The organism is Myxococcus qinghaiensis (genome assembly GCF_024198215.1).
GTDB classification, from domain to species: domain Bacteria; phylum Myxococcota; class Myxococcia; order Myxococcales; family Myxococcaceae; genus Myxococcus; species Myxococcus qinghaiensis.
In genome coordinates, this window is sequence record NZ_JAKCFA010000001.1 from 73,936 (window position 1) to 89,453 (window position 15,518).

The 15,518-nt window shown below is 69.4% G+C and carries 16 protein-coding genes; 10 read left to right on the plus strand and 6 right to left on the minus strand.

Annotated elements, in window-relative coordinates:
• The first annotated feature begins 12 nt into the window (after positions 1–12).
• The 9 genes from LZ199_RS00330 (at position 13) to LZ199_RS00370 (ending at position 5,915) form a co-directional block, all read left to right on the plus strand.
• Complete coding sequence (locus tag LZ199_RS00330; RefSeq protein WP_253991614.1) at positions 13–585, plus strand: hypothetical protein; 573 nt, start codon at positions 13–15, stop codon at positions 583–585.
• Positions 586–594: 9 nt separating this feature from the next.
• Complete coding sequence (locus LZ199_RS00335) at positions 595–1,362, plus strand: endonuclease/exonuclease/phosphatase family protein (RefSeq protein ID WP_253991615.1); 768 nt, start codon at positions 595–597, stop codon at positions 1,360–1,362.
• A 140-nt stretch (positions 1,363–1,502) separates the two neighbouring features.
• Positions 1,503–1,922: a phage holin family protein gene (locus LZ199_RS00340; protein WP_253991616.1), complete on the plus strand. Its 420-nt coding sequence runs from the start codon at positions 1,503–1,505 to the stop codon at positions 1,920–1,922.
• Positions 1,912–2,133, plus strand: coding sequence for a DUF3618 domain-containing protein (locus LZ199_RS00345; RefSeq protein ID WP_163868463.1), 222 nt, complete (start codon positions 1,912–1,914; stop codon positions 2,131–2,133). Before LZ199_RS00340 ends, LZ199_RS00345 begins: the two co-directional genes overlap by 11 nt.
• Positions 2,134–2,190: 57 nt before the next feature.
• The gene (locus LZ199_RS00350; RefSeq protein WP_253991617.1) at positions 2,191–2,391 is read left to right on the plus strand and encodes a hypothetical protein; all 201 of its coding nucleotides are present in this window, start codon (positions 2,191–2,193) and stop codon (positions 2,389–2,391) included.
• Between the two features lie 13 nt (positions 2,392–2,404).
• Positions 2,405–2,851, plus strand: a complete 447-nt coding sequence (locus LZ199_RS00355) for a hypothetical protein (RefSeq protein WP_253991618.1) — start codon at positions 2,405–2,407, stop codon at positions 2,849–2,851.
• A gap of 49 nt (positions 2,852–2,900) precedes the next feature.
• Positions 2,901–3,194, plus strand: coding sequence for a YtxH domain-containing protein (locus tag LZ199_RS00360; RefSeq protein WP_253991619.1), 294 nt, complete (start codon positions 2,901–2,903; stop codon positions 3,192–3,194).
• A 233-nt stretch (positions 3,195–3,427) separates the two neighbouring features.
• Positions 3,428–4,345, plus strand: coding sequence for a hypothetical protein (locus LZ199_RS00365; protein ID WP_253991620.1), 918 nt, complete (start codon positions 3,428–3,430; stop codon positions 4,343–4,345).
• A 67-nt stretch (positions 4,346–4,412) separates the two neighbouring features.
• Entirely contained in the window at positions 4,413–5,915 is a 1,503-nt protein-coding gene (locus tag LZ199_RS00370) for a glycosyltransferase family 39 protein (RefSeq protein WP_253991621.1), read from the plus strand.
• An 18-nt stretch (positions 5,916–5,933) separates the two neighbouring features.
• Here LZ199_RS00370 and LZ199_RS00375 read toward each other — a convergent pair whose 3' ends face one another.
• Positions 5,934–6,803: a hypothetical protein gene (locus tag LZ199_RS00375; protein ID WP_253991622.1), complete on the minus strand. Its 870-nt coding sequence runs from the start codon at positions 6,801–6,803 to the stop codon at positions 5,934–5,936.
• A gap of 163 nt (positions 6,804–6,966) precedes the next feature.
• On the opposite strand from LZ199_RS00375, the gene LZ199_RS00380 reads away from it, so the two are divergent.
• Positions 6,967–9,504, plus strand: coding sequence for an adenylate/guanylate cyclase domain-containing protein (locus LZ199_RS00380; protein ID WP_253992051.1), 2,538 nt, complete (start codon positions 6,967–6,969; stop codon positions 9,502–9,504).
• 18 nt (positions 9,505–9,522) lie between these two features.
• Here the strand turns inward: LZ199_RS00380 and LZ199_RS00385 are convergent, their stop codons facing one another.
• The 5 genes from LZ199_RS00385 to nuoD all read right to left on the minus strand — a co-directional run bounded on the left by LZ199_RS00385 (position 9,523) and on the right by nuoD (position 15,518).
• On the minus strand, positions 9,523–9,891 hold the full coding sequence (locus tag LZ199_RS00385) for a (2Fe-2S) ferredoxin domain-containing protein (protein WP_253991623.1): 369 nt from the start codon (positions 9,889–9,891) through the stop codon (positions 9,523–9,525).
• Between the two features lie 249 nt (positions 9,892–10,140).
• Entirely contained in the window at positions 10,141–10,917 is a 777-nt protein-coding gene (locus tag LZ199_RS00390; RefSeq protein ID WP_253991624.1) for a NuoI/complex I 23 kDa subunit family protein, read from the minus strand.
• A gap of 31 nt (positions 10,918–10,948) precedes the next feature.
• Complete coding sequence (locus LZ199_RS00395) at positions 10,949–12,373, minus strand: complex I subunit 1/NuoH family protein (RefSeq protein ID WP_253991625.1); 1,425 nt, start codon at positions 12,371–12,373, stop codon at positions 10,949–10,951.
• Positions 12,374–12,375: 2 nt separating this feature from the next.
• Positions 12,376–14,262: a 2Fe-2S iron-sulfur cluster-binding protein gene (locus LZ199_RS00400; RefSeq protein WP_253991626.1), complete on the minus strand. Its 1,887-nt coding sequence runs from the start codon at positions 14,260–14,262 to the stop codon at positions 12,376–12,378.
• A complete protein-coding gene (gene nuoD, locus LZ199_RS00405) occupies positions 14,259–15,518 on the minus strand; it encodes an NADH dehydrogenase (quinone) subunit D (RefSeq protein WP_253991627.1) in 1,260 nt (419 codons plus the stop codon). The genes LZ199_RS00400 and nuoD overlap by 4 nt, the downstream gene beginning before the upstream one ends.

Here is a 15,518-nt window from a genome sequence, read left to right on the forward strand (position 1 = left end):
GGAGACTCGCGGATGCCTCGTCCCTATAGCTTCGACCATTTCCAGGCGCCGAAGACTCTGCCGCAGAGCCGCAGCATGCGTCGGCGGGACAAGGAGCACCTCGCTCAATCCCGTTCGCAGACCGAAGAGCTGGCGGCGCGCGAAGGAGTCCACTACGGCAAGTCCTTCTCCGAGACGGAGGAGATCTTCCACGCGCGACAGATGGAGGCGCAGCTGGAGGAGCTGGCGCGCCAGGAACCCGACGGCAAGTTCTCCCACGGCACGTCGATGCCCGCTCGCGCGGCGTCGAAGCGCGCCGCGCGCGAGGACAAGGTGAGGGAGGACAAGAACAAGAAGATGGCGTCGAAGGACGCGCCGAAGCAGGAGCCCGTCATCCGGAACACCACGCCCATTGGCGCGCTGCCTCCCACGAGCGAGCAGCCTCCTCGCGGCCGGCTGCCGGACCTCATCGACGAGGCGGGGCGTCAGCTGCAGACGCTGCGCGGCGGACTGGGGGACGCGGCCAAGGCGGTGGCGCGGCTGGCGGCGCTGCCCTTCGAGGTGGTTCGCCTGGCGGCGCGGCGCCTCAACCCCCTCCACGGATAGCCGCGCTCCGTGGAGCTGACGCTCGTCAGTTACAACATCCACAGCGGCATCGGGACGGACGGCCGGTTCGACCTGGGCCGCGTGGGTGAGGTGCTCCGGGAAGTCGGAGCGGACATTGTCGCACTCCAGGAGGTGGGCGACTTCCGTGCGCGCACCTCTCGTGAGGACCAGCCCGAGCACCTGGCGGACATGCTCGGGATGCACATGGCCTTTGGCCCCAACGTGGTGCGCAACGGCCGGCGCTACGGCAACGCCGTCCTCACGCGGCTGCCCATCCTCCACTCGAAGAACTATGACCTGAGCGTGGGGCGGCGCGAGCCTCGGGGCGCGCTGCGCTGCGACCTGGACCTGGGCGGGGGACAGCAGCTCCATGTCTTCTCGCTCCACCTGGGCCTGCGGGTGTCGGAGCGCAGGCGTCAGGAGGCGTTGCTGCTGGGCTCGGACATCCTCCGAGACGCCGTGCGCAAGGACCCGGCCGTGGTGTGCGGGGACTTCAACTACTGGGGAAACGGCGCGGTGCCCTCGCTGGTGCGCCAGGCCATCCACGACGCGGCGCTGGAGCTGGGGACGCCGGCTCGGACCTACCCCACGCGGTGGCCCGTGCTGCGGTTGGACCGCATCTACGTGGATTCGGGCGTGAAGCCGCTCGCCATCCACCCTCACCGGACGGAGCGCAGTCGCATTGCATCCGACCACCTGCCGCTCGTCCTGCGCTTCGCGGCGCCCGTCGCCCAGACGGCGTCCAACCTCTCTCCACCGGTGGAGCTCATCGGGTAGCCTGGGGGACCGGCGGGCGCGTTGACTGGCTGACGCTTGCGAACGCCGGACAGAAACGCCGGGAGGAGGTTGTCCCGGAGGGCAGGGGTGCCTAGGTTGGCGCCACTTCTGTAAGGACGTGAGCGCCGGCCGGAGAGTGAATGCACGTGGGGAGCGAACAGACGGAGCGTGGCCTGGCCGCGCTCGTCGGCCGCATGGCGGACAGCTTCAGCCGGCTGGTGACGCAGCATCTCCAGCTGGCGCGGCTGGAGCTCACGGAGGACCTGAAGGCCACGGGCATGAACGTGGCGATGATCGCCGCCTTCGTGCCCTTCATCCTGGTGGGGTACGCCTTCGCGTGCGGTGCGCTCGCGGCGGTGCTGTCCCCGTACCTGGGGTGGGCCGGGGCGCTCGGGATGGTGTCACTGCTCAACCTGGTGGCGGGTGGGGGTGGTATCGCCTGGGCGATGCAGCGGTTGAAGACGCGGAAGATGATGGACGACACGACGGATGAGCTGACGCGGAGCATGGCGGCCCTGGCGGCACCGGCCCCTGTGAAGGAACTTTCGAATGGGCGCTAGCAATGGACATCCGAAGACGGCGGGGCCTCGCACCAGCGCGACCCTGCGTCAGGATATCGAGCGGACGCGTGAGGAGCTGGCCACGTCGGTGAGCGCGCTGCGCGAGGAGGTGGCGGTCGCCGCCGACTGGCGCGAGTGGGTGCGCCGCCATCCGCATGAGTGCGTGGCCGCGGCCTTCGCCGTGGGATTCCTGTTGGGCTCGCGCCGCTGAGCGCGGGCCGATGACTTCGTGGTTTCACCTTTTGACTGAACCGAGGAGAAGACCTTCATGGACTTGAATCCGCAGCAGGTGGCCGACCGGGCCCGTCAGCTCCAGGACCGCGTGGTGCCGCAGATTGATGAGGCGCGGCAGAACCTGGTGGACATGAACAACCGCGTGGTGAGCTTCATCCGCGCCAACCCGGGTACGTGCCTGTTGGGCGCGGTGGCCGTGGGCTTCCTTGTCGGGCGTATCGCCTCGCGTCGCTGAAGAGAGGGCACTCATGACGAACTATCCAGGGGCTTCAGGCAACGGCAACCCTTCGTCCCGTGAGCACGGCTCGGACGCGGGATTCGGCCAGCGGGTGGACCAGATTGGCTCGGAGGCGCAGCAGCTCTGGAGCGATGCGAGGGGCGCGGTGGGTGACCTGGGACAGACGTTGGATTTGCGCGGCCGCGTGGAGCGCAACCCGTACGGGATGATCGCCGCGGCGATTGGCGTGGGCTACGTGCTGGGCGGTGGGCTCTTCACGCCGCTGACCGCGCGCATCCTCAAGCTGGGCGTGCGGCTGGCGGCGCTGCCCCTGGTGAAGGACGAGCTGCTGGGCATGGCCGAGACGGCCTTCCAGGGTTATCAGACGGGGCGGAGCGTGATGGGCTCGCCCGCGCGGGAAGGCTCCGCGTCGGCGGATGCGTCCGCGGCTGGGACTCCGCGCCCTCCGTCCTACTAGCGTTTGCTGTCTCATCCCCCCACGACGTAACAGCCTGTTGGAGTCACGAATGAACCTGAACGCCCTGAAGAAGATGGACAAGGACGACCTGCTCAACCTCATCGGCCTGGAGAGCCGTCGCAGCGCGGCGGAGGACGTGTTGCCGGTGCTGGGCGCCTTCGCGGCGGGCATCCTGGTCGGCGCGGGCCTGGGCCTTCTGCTGGCTCCGAAGCCGGGCAACCAGCTCCGGGACGACCTCAAGCAGCGGCTGCAGAGCGGCCAGGAGTACCTGACGAACACGCTGGGCAAGGGCGAGACGGCCCCGTCCCAGGGCGCGCCGTCATCCGTGTCCCGCACGGCGTAGTTGTCCGTGCGCACCGCGCGGACCTCGTCGTGACGTAGAGGGCCTCCATCCGTGTGCCGCGAGTCGGCGTCGGGTGGGGGCCTTCGTGTTTCTGGCGAGGGAGTCGAGGTGCGCGAGTCGGCGGTGTCGTGCCGCACGGTGGCTGGGGGCGCGTGGCCCTGAGGGTCCGCGGTCGCCGGGCCTGCCACGGATGAGAACGGCCCCTTCGCGGGCAGGGTGTAGACTCGGCCGCCGTGAGTGAGACGACGAAGGGTGGGGCGTTGGGGCCCGTGAGCGCGGCGTCGGGGCCGGAGGCGGCGCTGGCGCGGCTGCGGGCGTTGGAGACGCTCGAGTCGGGTTATGAGGCGTGGCTGGAGCTGAAGGTGGAGCACGCGGCCTCCGTCGCGCGGTTCCGCGAGGAGCGAGAGCGGTTGGATCAACAGGGCTCCTTCCTGTTGGGCGCCGTGCGCGCGGCGGGCCTGGAGCCGACGGCGTCCTCGGAGCCGGGGTTGGTGCCCACGTCGGCGTCGGCGGGGGACTTCCTGCGCGATGCCGAGGAGAAGCTGACGAAGACGCGCGAGGCGCTCGCGGCGCGCGAGGCGGAGTCCGAGGCGGGCTATTCGGCGGCCTTCGCGGAGATTCGCGCCACCTTGAAGGACCGGGTGCAGCGTCACCTGGCGGTGCAGCGTCCGCGGTTGACGTTGCTTTTGCGCCGCGTGGGCACGGAGCGCTCCATCCTCCATGTCGAGCGAGTGTCGGGTGACACGCCCGTGCTGCTGTGCCTGCTCTTCTCGGGGAGGATTCCGTCGCGGTACGGCTTCCTCCTGGATGACTCCACGGAGGACGTGGCCCTGCCGCCCGCGCCGCTCTATCCCGACGAGGGAGTGGCGCCCTCGGACGTGAGGCCGGATGCCGCCGCGTTGGTGGCGCGGGTGCGCGACGCGGGAGAGGTGCTTCCGGTGAAGGGCATGTTGCCCTTGGCCGTGCCGCGCCCGGGAGGAGGGGAGGACTTCTTCCGACTCCTCCAGCGTGGAGCCGTGCTCGAGGTGGAGGTGGCGGAGGGCTCGACGTTCCGCAATGTCCTCGGGCGCGAGGAGTCCGAGCGCTTCGCGGGGCACCTGTTGCGCCTCAAGCTGGCGGGGCGCATCGACCTGGATATCGAAGCGGGCTGAGTCGATGGAGGCGTGGGGAGACCCCGCCTTCGAATCTGGCGGCGACCTCTGGTAGACGCGACGCTCCGTGTCCGACGCCAGCCCCTCGAGCCCCAGTCCCTCGCGCCATCCATGGTGGCCCCTGCTGCTGGTGGGGGCCGGCGCCTGGCTGCTTCGAGTTGCGGGCTTCTTCCACCGGGGCGGTGCCTTCGGTCATCCCGTGGACTACGACGAGGGTGTCTACTTCAGCGCCGCCGCGCTCCTGTCGCATGGGGTGTTGCCCTATCGCGACTACTTCTTCGTGCACCCTCCTGGGCTGGCGGTGTTGCTGTCGCCGCTGGCCGCGCTCTCCCGCGTCTTCGATGCCGCGACGGCCTTCACCGTGGTTCGCTGGTTCATCCCCGTCCTCGGCGCCGTGAGCACGGTGCTGAGTGGACGCATTGCCCAGCAGCGTTGGGGCATGCGGGCAGGTCTCGTCGCGGCGCTCGTGTATGCCGTCTACCCCGAGGCCGCGTCGACTGAGCGAGGCCCGTTTCTGGAGCCGCTGCTCAACCTCACATGTCTCGGTATGGCGTGGGTGTGGCTTCGCCCGGAAGGGAAGGATGGGGCGCGGCGACAGGACGTGTGGGCAGGCGTCCTGCTGGCCACCGCGTGCGCCATCAAGCTGACCGCGGGCGTCTGGGTGCTCGCCGCGGTGTGGGCTCGTGGCGCTGCGGGAGAGTGGCAGCGCGTCTTGAGACTCGTGGGCGTCGCCTTGGTGGTGGGGCTCGTCTGGGTGGGGCCCTTCTTCGCGCTCGCGCCCGGGCCGATGTTCGAGGGCCTGCTGCGCTTCCAGTTGCTGCGTCCCCCGGATGGTGAGCTGGACACCTGGCGTCGGCTCCTGACGATGCTGGGCGAGCGCCACCTGGGTGTCTCCGCATTGACCGGAGTGGGGCTGCTCGTGGTGCTGGTGCGTGCTCGCAGGAAGGAGGCGGTCGCCGAGCGGCTCTTCGCGGGAGCCTGGCTCCTCACCTGCGTGACGTTCCTGTCCTCCAAGAGCTACTGGGGCCAGTACAACGCGAGCCTCGCACCGGCCACGGCCTTGCTCGCCGGGCTTGGCGCTTCGTGGCTGCTCGATTGGGCGGAGGCGCGCTCGCGACGATTCGCGGTGGTCATGACAGGCGTGGTGGGGCTCGCGGCACTCTCTCCGCTGCCTGCTTCCCTCGGTGACGCCAATCAGAGAGACCGTGGACTGCTCGCGCTGGGGCACGATATCCGCGCCGCTGTTTCTGCTGACGAGGCGCTCTGCGTCTTCGAGCCCGCATGGGGCATCGTCGCGGGACGGCTGCCAGGGATTCCCCAGGGCGCACCCGCCCTGGTCGACCCCTATGGACTGATGTTGCGCGATGCACTGGGCGGCCCCGAGCGCTACGCCTCCGCGGCGGCGGCCTTCGAGGATGAGCGTTCGCAGCGAACGATGCGCTCACTGCTCGCGCGCTGCGGTGTCCTGGTCCTCAATGGCCGGGGCGAGTGGCAACTGTCGGCGGCCAGTGAGCAGTGGGTTCAGGAACACTTCGCGCGGGAAGGGCCTCTGTGGAGGCGCCGTCCCTAGCGCGCGACTTCACGAGGCTCAGTTCGTCCGGATGACGCCCACGTCGGCGGTGCCCGCGAGCAGTGCGCTGCCGAGGAACAGGTTGTCGGACTCCGCGCCGCCCAGCCGCACGGCCTGGAAGATGACCAGGTACGTCCGATTGGGCCGAGGGAAGGCCGTGCCCGGAATCGTCACCTGTGCCTCGCGGTACGAGCCCGGCACCGCGACGAGTTGGAGGAACTCCAACGGCGTGGTGGGCATGTTCGAGTACGTCGGCTGGCCCTTCTCGCCGTCGGAGCTGAGCGGCACCACGGTGACGAAGCCCAGCGTGCGCTCCTTGCCGCCCGAGGCCGCGGCCCGGTCGAACGTCAGCGACGCCCCGGAAGCGTGGCGCAGGAAGCCCTCAGCGGGGTGGAACTTCCCGATGGCCTCCTGGATGGGCGCGTCCTCGACCTGGCCCACGTAGCGCGTACCGTTGCGCGAGGCGATGAACTGGTAGGTGGCGCCGGACTGGTACACCAGGGCCGGGTCGCTCCCGCCCACGTTGGTGCGGCTGTAGCTGCCCGAGCCATCCTCCGTCAGCGCCGTGGCCTGGCCACCCGTGGGCTGCAGCGTCGCCGTGGCGCCGGACACTCCCGAGGGCTGCGAGTTCTCGCCGGACTTCGTGCCGAAGAACACCAGGGCCGCCGTCTGCGCGGGCAGCGAGATGACGTCGCCGCCATCCGGGCTGAACGTCCCGGCGTCGAAGCCCGCGAGCGCCGAAGCGGAGATCTCCACCTCGGGCGTGGCCAGGAGCGTGCCCACCATGACGTGGTCGGCGGTGAGCTGCGCCCCTGTCTTCTCCAGGTCGCACGCCAGGGGAGCAAGGAAGAGAGCAGTCACGGAGGCGGACAGGAGAAGGCGTTTCATCGGGTGGACCCAGGGTGTGGCGAGTCCGCCGAGCATAGCAGGCACGCGCGACAAGCCCCCGCGCACCGGGGCTTCTCGGGGTATCCTGCGGGCACTCGTGCAAGGACACCGCGTTCACTCCGCGAGCCGGCGCTTCTTCAAGCGGCTCGGCTTCTCCCTGGCCATGGCCGCCTTCTTCGGCTGTGTGCTGGGGATCCTCGTGTATCTGCGAGCACCCCAGCCGGCGGCCCCGAGAGGGGACTCGCCCACGTGGGTGCCCTCGGGCGTCGTGGAGATGGCGCAGGCCTGGCTGGAGGGGCTGGAGCGGCGCACCTACGACTGGCGCGTGCTGGAGCTCGGGGCCCGCTCGGAGCGGCCGGACGAGGCCGTTGTCGTGGCCATCGACGAGGAGACGCTCGCCGAGGCACGTCAGGATGACCGGCCCGGCATCGCCACCCAGCCCTGGCCCCGGCAGCTCGTGGGCGCCATGGCGCACCGGCTGGTGGAAGAGGGCGCGCTGCTGGTGCTGTTGGACTTACCGTTCCCCGAGCTGAGCCCCAACGCCTGCGTCAACCCGAAGCTGTCACCCGGCGCCATCTCCAGCGACGACGCCTCGTTCCGCGAGTTCCTGGAGCGGGACTCGGGCAAGGCGCTCCTGTCCTTCTCCTGGGAGTCGCAGGGCTCACGGGTGCTGCCGCCGGCGAGTCGCCTCTGGCCCTATCGGGTGAAGGTGGGCACGTTCGCCAACTCCGTCGAGGCGCGCGGGAGGGCGCAGGCAGTGCTCGCCGTGCAGCGCCCCGCCTTCGTCATCCCCGCGGGAAGCCAGGTGGAGGTCTGGGGCGGTGCCTCGGACGAGGCGGATGGGAAGGAGCTGGGGACGCGGCTGGGCTCGCCCGGGGCCGCCATCGCCGAGCGCCGCGCCACGGACGACACGTACCGCATCGGCCCCACGGACCTGTTCATCTCGCTGGCCGAGGTGCAGGTGGAGGGGATTGACCCCGCGAAGCTGGTGGAGGTGCGCCAGCTCCAGCATCCGGTGGCGCCGCTCATGGGCGGTGGCTCGGGCTACGGGGCCGTCACCCTGACGGCGGACCCCGACGGCGTGGTGCGCGGCATCCCCCATCTGGTGGCGTATCCGGCACGGGATGGGCGCCACGTGCTGCCCTCGCTCCCGCTCGCGGCGGCCATGCGGCTGGCCAACACGCGCACGCTCCGCTACGTGGACGGCCGGCTGCAAGTGGGGGATGCGTACTCGGTGCCCATGGATGCGTCGGGCTACAGCCTGATGCGCTGGGACGCGCCGACGGCGGGGCGGGGCTCTCGCGGCTCGCTGGCGCGTTCGATTCGCGCGTGGAACGTGCTGCTCAACGTCTTCGACGTGGCGGACGAGCGCCCCGCGCGCTTCGACAACGACTTGGAGGGCCGCACCGTCGTCCTCACGCGCACCGCGGGCGAGTCCGGTCACCTGCGGCACACGCCCATTGGCCTGGAGACTCCAGGGGGCGCGATTCTGGGGCAGGCGCTGGCCAACATCCTGCGCTCCGAGGGCATCACCCGGGCCCCCGCGGACTACGACCTGGGGCTGACGGTGGGCCTCGCGTTCCTGGGGGCGTTCCTCGCGCTGTCGCTGAGCTTCCTCCTGCGCTCGCTGCGGGGCGCGCTGTTCTACCTGAGTGGCCTGGCGCTCGCGGGTGCGGGCTACACGGTGGCCGTCTTCTACGTGTTCATCGAGCAGCGGCTCTGGGTGGCGATGGCGGGGCCGCTCTTGGCCATGGTGGGGGCCTTCGCCGTCACCACCGTCTACGCCTTCCGCAACGAGCAGCAGATTCGCGACTTCGTGCAGACGGCGCTGGGCCGCTACGTCAGCCCCGAGGTCGCCCGGCTGGTGACGCGGGACTTGAGCCTGATGCGCCCCGAGCGTCGGCGGATGTCCGTGTACATCTGCGATATCGAAGGCTTCACGCGCCTGTCGGAGGGCATGACGCCCGAGCAGCTCGTGGGCCTGTTCAACGAGTACCTCCTGGAGATGGCGGCGGTGGTGCGCTCCACGGCGGGGCAGGTGGACAAGTACATCGGCGACTCGGTGATGGCGTTCTGGGGCGCGCCCGTTCGCACGGAGCGCCATGCGCACCTGGCCTGTGAGGCCGCGCTGAAGATGCGCGCGGTGCTGACGGAGAAGCAGGACGCCTGGGAGAAGAAGTTCGGCCGTCGCTTGAGCTTCCGCGCCGGCGTGGACACGGGCGAAGTCGTGGTCGGCGACATGGGCAGTGAGCTGAAGTCCAACTACACCGTGCTCGGTGACGCGGTGGGCATTGCCGCCCGGCTGGAGTCGCTGAACAAGGTGTACGGCACCTACGTGCTGGTGGGGGACGGCACCGTGTCGCTCGCGGGGGACAACTACGTGTTCCGCGTGGTGGACCGGGTGCGGCTCAAGGGGCGCGCGGAGCCGCTGCGCGTGCACGAACTGGTGGGCCGGAAGGGTGACATCACCGGGCCGCAGCAGGAGCAGCTCGCCCTGCACGAGAAGGCCCTCACCGCGTACCACCAGCGCCGCTTCGCGGAGGCGCACGCCCTCTTCGAGCGCTCCGCCACCGACTTCAAGGACACCGTCTCCGCCGTGTACGCGGCGCGCTGCGCCCGCTTCATCGTCACGCCGCCGCCCGCGGAGTGGGACGGAGTGCATGGCGTGGAGGAGGGGGAGCACCTCGCCGTCGCGGCGTGACGCTCGCGTCCGCGCGCTTCAGCCGTCGTCGGGGTCCGGCGTATCCGGCTGGCCGAAGAGCTCGCGCACGGGCGAGTCCTTCGCGATGTGCTCGTTGACCACGCGGTGCATCTTCTCGGGCGTCATCTCCGAGTAGTACACCTCGCCGTCCCAGCCCATGAGCTGGAAGTCCTCGGGCGACAGCGGGTCCCTCTTGCGGCCCGTGTCCTCGCGGACGACCACGTTGGGCCCCATGTGGCAGAAGCCGTAGCAGCCGCCCCGGTACAGCTCGCAGCGCGGCACCAGGCGCTGCTCGGAGAGCGCGTCCCGAGCGGCGGCATACACCGCATCCGCACCGCCGGCCTTGCAGGTCGACCCTTTGCACACGGACAAGCGGTAGCGCTTCATCGCCAAGACACCACCCACCCTACGGAGTCCACACCCCGAGCGAAAGCAGCCGACCTCCAACAGCGTGTGCCAGGCCGCACTCCACACCGTCCCGGGGACGGAAGCCCGGACGCCAGACGCCAGGGCCATTGAAGAGCTGCAACGTCATCACCCGCACCCCGAAATGAGACCGGCCCGCCTGCCGCTCGAAGGAGCGGGGAGGCGGGCCGGGCTGCTGCACATCCGTACGCGCGGGGCGCGGGGATGGATCTACTTGAGGAACTTCGTCACCTGGATGGGGCCCTGCTGCGTCACCACCGTCTGCCCGTGCGCGACGACAGCCTTGCCGTGCCCGCCCTGGTGGTCATGCCCCGCGCCCAGCTGCGGCGTCTTGAGCTGCACCAGGCCCTCGCCAATGCGCGTGTGGGCTTCCTTGTGCGTGTGGTGCGGCTCCTCGGAGCCCTCGCGCTTGTTCCACGGGTCCGAGGGGTGCGAGACGGCCGGCCCCTTCAGGAGCTTCGGGATGTCGTAGACGAAGTTCTGCCGCGTGTACTCGGACGGGGTGTGCATGTACGTGTCCATGCGGATGGCGTCCTTGGGGCAGGCGTCCACGCACAGGCCACACACGATGCAGCGCAGCTCGTCGATGACGAACTGCGTGGGGTACTTCTCGATGACGCGCGACTCGCCGTCAGCGTCCGTCTCCTCGTACTCACCCGCCTCGATGTAGATGCACTGCGCCGGGCAGATGGTCGCGCACATGTAGCAGGCCACGCAGCGCGGCTTGCCGTCCTCGCGCGGAACCAGCCGGTGCAGCCCGCGGTAGCCCTCCGGGTAGATGGGCTTCTCCTCGGGGTACTCGACCGTCGTCATCAGGCTGGTGCCCGTGCGGTCCTGCACCTGCGTGTTCGTGTCACGCGTGCCGAAGAGGTTGCGGAAGAAGTGCCTGGTCGTGATGGCCAGACCGTGCAGCAGCCCCGGGATGTACATCCGCTCCCGGATGTCCGTGCGGGGGTCCTGGGTGACCTTGGTAACCTTGATGGCCATGATGGTGTCTCGATTCCCGGTGCCCTAGGGCCTAGTGCGAAGACGTCGCGCTCGCGTGGGCCGGCAGCCCATGCGCGTCGTGCCCGTGGTCATGGCCATGGGCTCCATGTGCGCCGTGCGCACCGCCCTCCGCCGCTTCTTCCTTCTTCGTCATCGTCAGAACCACCAGCACGCCAATCTCCAGCATGCCCACCACCGCCAGCGCCCGCAGGGAAGGGTCCCACAGCACGAGCGCGCCGGTGACGAACACGTTCGCCAGGCCCAGCGGCAGGAGGATCTTCCAGCCGAGCGACTGGATCTGGTCGTAGCGGAAGCGGGGGAACGTCCAACGAATCACCAGCTGCACCCAGATGAGGAAGACCACCTTCACCCAGAACACCGTGGCCAGGAGGGTGCCGTACAGCCACCCGTGCTCCTGCATCAGCGGCTGGCTCGCCAGCCACTCGCCGCCGAAGGGCAGGTGGTGGCCGCCAAAGAACAGCGCCGTCGTCACGCCGGCCAGCACCACGACCTCCACGAACTCGGAGATCATGAACATGCCGAACTTCATGCCGGAGTACTCCACGAAGTAGCCGATGATCTCCGACTCGCCTTCCGGCACGTCGAAGGGCGCGCGCTTGGTCTCCGCGAAGGACGCGACGAAGAAGCCGATGAACCCGATGGGCTGCAGGATGAAGCCCCACGCCGGCAGGCCGAAGTCGAACGCGCCGTCGGTGCGCCACAGGTACTGCGCCTGACCGGTGGCCTGCGCGCCATCCAGGCCCAGCTCACCGACGAGCGGCGGAAGCTGCAGCGAGGAGAACGCCATGAACAGGCCCACCAGCGACAGGCCCAGCGCCACCTCGTACGAAATCATCTGCGAGGACGCGCGCACGCCGCCCAGCAGCGCGAACTTGTTGTTGGAGGACCAGCCCGCGAGCGCCGTGCCGTAGACGGCCAGGGAGGCAATCGCGAGCAGGTACAGCACGCCGAAGTCGGGCGTGGCGACGACCATGTCCACGTGGTGGCCGAACACCGTCACCGACGGGCCCGCGGGCACCACCGCGAACAGCGCGAAGACCGGGGCGAAGGCGAGGATGGGGCCCAGCTTGAACAGGAACCGGTTCGCCGTGCCGGGGATGAAGTCTTCCTTGGTCAGCATCTTCAGCACGTCCGTGAGGATGTGCGGAAGGCCGGCCAGGGAGCGGTTGCGGATGCCGGGCAGGTTGATGCGCGCGCGGTTGGGACCCACGCGGTCCTGCATCAGCGCGCTCCACTTGCGCTCGGCGATGGTCAACAGCGTGGCGATGATCATCACGAAGACGAGCATCAGGAACAGGATGTTCGACAGCCGGCTCGCACCCGGGAAGAGGTGCTTCTCGGCCAGGCCGGCCACCGCATACGCCGCCGCGGACACACCCGCGAGCGTCGCGACGATGAAGCCCATCGCGAAGAGGACAGTCAGTACGCGCTTCATCGCTAGATACCCCTCACCCGGGGAGAACCGAACTCACGGTAGCCCGGAGGACGCCCGTCAGCGCCCGTGGGCAGCGGATTGATACCCGGCTTCTCCCGGTCCGGCGGAGAGGCCTTGTCCCAGTTGAACTCGGCGAACTCGGCGACCTTGCCGGACAGCTCGCGCCACACGTCCCGCGCGGAGGTCCAGGCCGGCGCCTCGCCGCCCACCTCGCGCGTCAGCTCCGCGACCCACTTCCAGCCCGGAATCACGTCGCCCTTGGGCGGGTACGCCTTGCGGAAGCGCTGGGTGATGCCGTCCATCTGCGTGAAGGAGCCCTCGTCCTCGATGTGAATCGAGGCGGGCAGGAGCACCGTCGCCTGCGCCGTCACCGGCGACTCGTTCTTCTCCTGCACCACGAAGACCTCCAGCTTGGAGGCCGCCTGGGCGAAGGCCGCCACGTCCCCCGGCACCTCGGTGCCGATGGCGTAGAGCGCCTTGACCTGGCCCTTGTCCAGGGCGGCCGTCAGCGCCTCGAAGGTCTCCACCTTCAGGCCCAGGCCCTTGGCGATCCACTCCAGGCCCTTGCGGTTGGGGTTCTTGTCCGCCGTCTTCAGGAAGTGGTCCGACTTGCCCGCCGGACGACCGCCCACGTAGACGGTGGAGATGCCCAGCGTGGCCTTGGCGAAGGTGAGGCCCGCCAGGAGATCCTCGTTGGAGGACACCGGCGAGGCGAGCACCGCGAGCTTGCTGCTGCCCACCAGCGGCTTGAGCGCCTTGGCGGCGGCCTGCGCGGCCTCCTTGCGCGTCACCACCGGCACCGCCTCGGAGGCGGCCTGACCCGTGGCGCGGCCAATCCTCGCCTGGAGCACGCGGCCCAGGTTGAAGGACTTGTACATGAGCCGGCCCTGGTCACACATCCAGCTCTTGTTGATCTCCTCGTTCTCACGAGGACGGATGCGGTAGGTGTCCTGCGACATCCAGTCCGCGTACGTGTTGCAGCCCTTCGCGCAGCCCGTGCAGATGGACGGGGTGGCGGAGAGGAACCACGCGCGCGCCTTGAAGCGGAAGTCGCGGCTGAGCAGCGCGCCCACCGGGCAGACGTCCACGGTGTTCATCGAGTAGTCGCTGTCCAGCTCGTTGCCCGGGAACACGTCGATGCGCTCGTGGCTGCCGCGGCCGAACACGCCCAGCTGCGGCTCCTTGGCCACTTCGTTCATCACGCGCACGCAGCGGGTGCACATGATGCAGCGCTCCTGGTCCAACACGACGCGCGGCCCCAGCACCTTGCGCTTGTTCTTCAGGGCCTTGCCGCCCTCCAGGCGCGAGGGGCGGTAGTCGTACTTCATGTAGTAGTCCTGCAGCTTGCACTCACCGGCCTGGTCGCAGATGGAGCAGTCGACCGGGTGGTTGAGCAGCAGGAACTCCATCACCGCGCGCTGCTGCTCCTTCACCTTGGGGGTCGTCGTCTTCACGACCACGCCCTCGGCGAGCGGCGTCTGGCACGCGGGCACCATCTTGGGCGCGTTGGACGCCTCGATGAGGCAGATGCGGCAGTTGGCCGCGATGGAGAGGCGCGGGTGGTAGCAGTAGTACGGAATCTCCGAGCCGACCGACTTGGCCGCCTCGATCATGTTCGTCCCCGGCTTCACGACGACTTCCTTGCCGTCGATGGTGCAGGTGACGAAGCCCGGGTTCTTGGGCGCGGGCTTGGGCGGCGGGCCCGGAGGGGCGGCGGCCTTGGGCGGAGGCGTGACGCTGCTCGCCGCCGCGGGAGGCGTGTCCATCTTCGGACCGGCCGGAGGGTTGGAGGGCTCGGGACCGATCTTCGCCGCGGGGGTGTCCGTGGGCGCGCCCTTGGGGGGCGGCTGCGCGTCACCGGTCGGCTTCTTCGTGTCGTCGTTGCTCACTGCTCGACCTCGCCGCCAATCATGTTGATGGTGTCAAACGTGGGGATGAGGTCCGCCAGCATCTTCCCCTCGATGATATGGGGCACCGCCGCGAGCACCGGGAAGCCCGGGGCGCGCACATGGACCTTGTACGGACGACCGCGCCCGTCGCTCACCAGGTACCAGCCCAGCTCGCCGTTCGAGGCCTCGGTCGCGTCGTAGCACTCGCCGGGCGGCACCTGGATGCCCTCCATGACGAGCTTGAAGTGCGCCATCACGCCCTCGATGGTGCCGTAGACCTCCGGCTTGGGCGGCAGCGCGATGCGCCAGTCGTCCACGATGATGGGGCCTGCGGGGATGGTCTCCAAGGCCTGGCGGATGATGCTGATGGACTGACGCATCTCCTCCATGCGGACGAGGTAGCGGTCGTAGTTGTCGCCGTGCTCGCCCACCGCGACGCTGAAGTTGAAGCGCTCGTAGACCCAGTAGGGGTGCGCCTTGCGCAGGTCATGGTCGATGCCGCACGCGCGCAGCGCCGGGCCCGTCCAGCCGTAGTCGATGGCGTCCTCGGCGGAGATGACGCCGGTGTTCTTGGTGCGGTCCACGAAGATGCGGTTGCGCGTGAGCAACCCGTCCATCTCCACCAGGAGCTCCTCGGTGCGAGTGAGCGTCTTGTGGACCTTGTCCGCCCAGCCCTCGGGCAGGTCGCGGTTGATGCCACCCACGCGGCCGAAGCTGGTGGTGAGGCGCGCGCCGGTCAGCTCCGTGACGCGGTCCTGGAGGAGCTCGCGGGCCTCCATGCCGTAGAGGAACGGCGCGAAGCCGCCCATCTCCAGGCCGGTGGCGCCCACGCACGTCAGGTGGTCCGTCAGCCGGTGCAGCTCGCTGCCGATGACGCGGATGTACTGGGCGCGCTCCGGAATCTCCAGGCCGATGAGCTTCTCCACGGCGTTGAGGAAACCGAAGTTGTTCATCATCGCGGACAGGTAGTTGAGCCGGTCCGTGTACGGCAGGCACTGCGTCCAGGTGACGTTCTCGCAGCTCTTCTGGAAGCCGCGGTGCAGGAAGCCGATTTCAGGGTCGATCTTGACGATGGTCTCGCCGTCCAGCTCCACCTTCAGCCGCACGGTGCCGTGCGTGGCCGGGTGGGACGGGCCCATGTTGATGACCATGTGCTTGCTTTGGAGGTGGGCCTCCAGCTCCGAGCCCTCCGGCGGCAGCGAGCCGTCGGTGTCCGGATTGTGGCCCTTCGCATCAAACGTGTGGCTGTCGGCCAT

Bases quoted from the DNA above. Each gene is read 5' to 3' on its own strand.
- LZ199_RS00330 (WP_253991614.1), top strand. From the start codon at position 13: ATGCCTCGTCCCTATAGCTTCGACCATTTCCAGGCGCCGAAGACTCTG.
- LZ199_RS00340 (WP_253991616.1), top strand. From the start codon at position 1,503: ATGCACGTGGGGAGCGAACAGACGGAGCGTGGCCTGGCCGCGCTCGTC.
- LZ199_RS00345 (WP_163868463.1), top strand. From the start codon at position 1,912: ATGGGCGCTAGCAATGGACATCCGAAGACGGCGGGGCCTCGCACCAGC.
- LZ199_RS00350 (WP_253991617.1), top strand. From the start codon at position 2,191: ATGGACTTGAATCCGCAGCAGGTGGCCGACCGGGCCCGTCAGCTCCAG.
- LZ199_RS00355 (WP_253991618.1), top strand. From the start codon at position 2,405: ATGACGAACTATCCAGGGGCTTCAGGCAACGGCAACCCTTCGTCCCGT.
- LZ199_RS00360 (WP_253991619.1), top strand. From the start codon at position 2,901: ATGAACCTGAACGCCCTGAAGAAGATGGACAAGGACGACCTGCTCAAC.
- LZ199_RS00375 (WP_253991622.1), bottom strand. From the start codon at position 6,803: ATGAAACGCCTTCTCCTGTCCGCCTCCGTGACTGCTCTCTTCCTTGCT.
- LZ199_RS00380 (WP_253992051.1), top strand. From the start codon at position 6,967: ATGGCCGCCTTCTTCGGCTGTGTGCTGGGGATCCTCGTGTATCTGCGA.
- LZ199_RS00385 (WP_253991623.1), bottom strand. From the start codon at position 9,891: ATGAAGCGCTACCGCTTGTCCGTGTGCAAAGGGTCGACCTGCAAGGCC.
- LZ199_RS00390 (WP_253991624.1), bottom strand. From the start codon at position 10,917: ATGGCCATCAAGGTTACCAAGGTCACCCAGGACCCCCGCACGGACATC.
- LZ199_RS00395 (WP_253991625.1), bottom strand. From the start codon at position 12,373: ATGAAGCGCGTACTGACTGTCCTCTTCGCGATGGGCTTCATCGTCGCG.
- nuoD (WP_253991627.1), bottom strand. From the start codon at position 15,518: ATGGCCGACAGCCACACGTTTGATGCGAAGGGCCACAATCCGGACACC.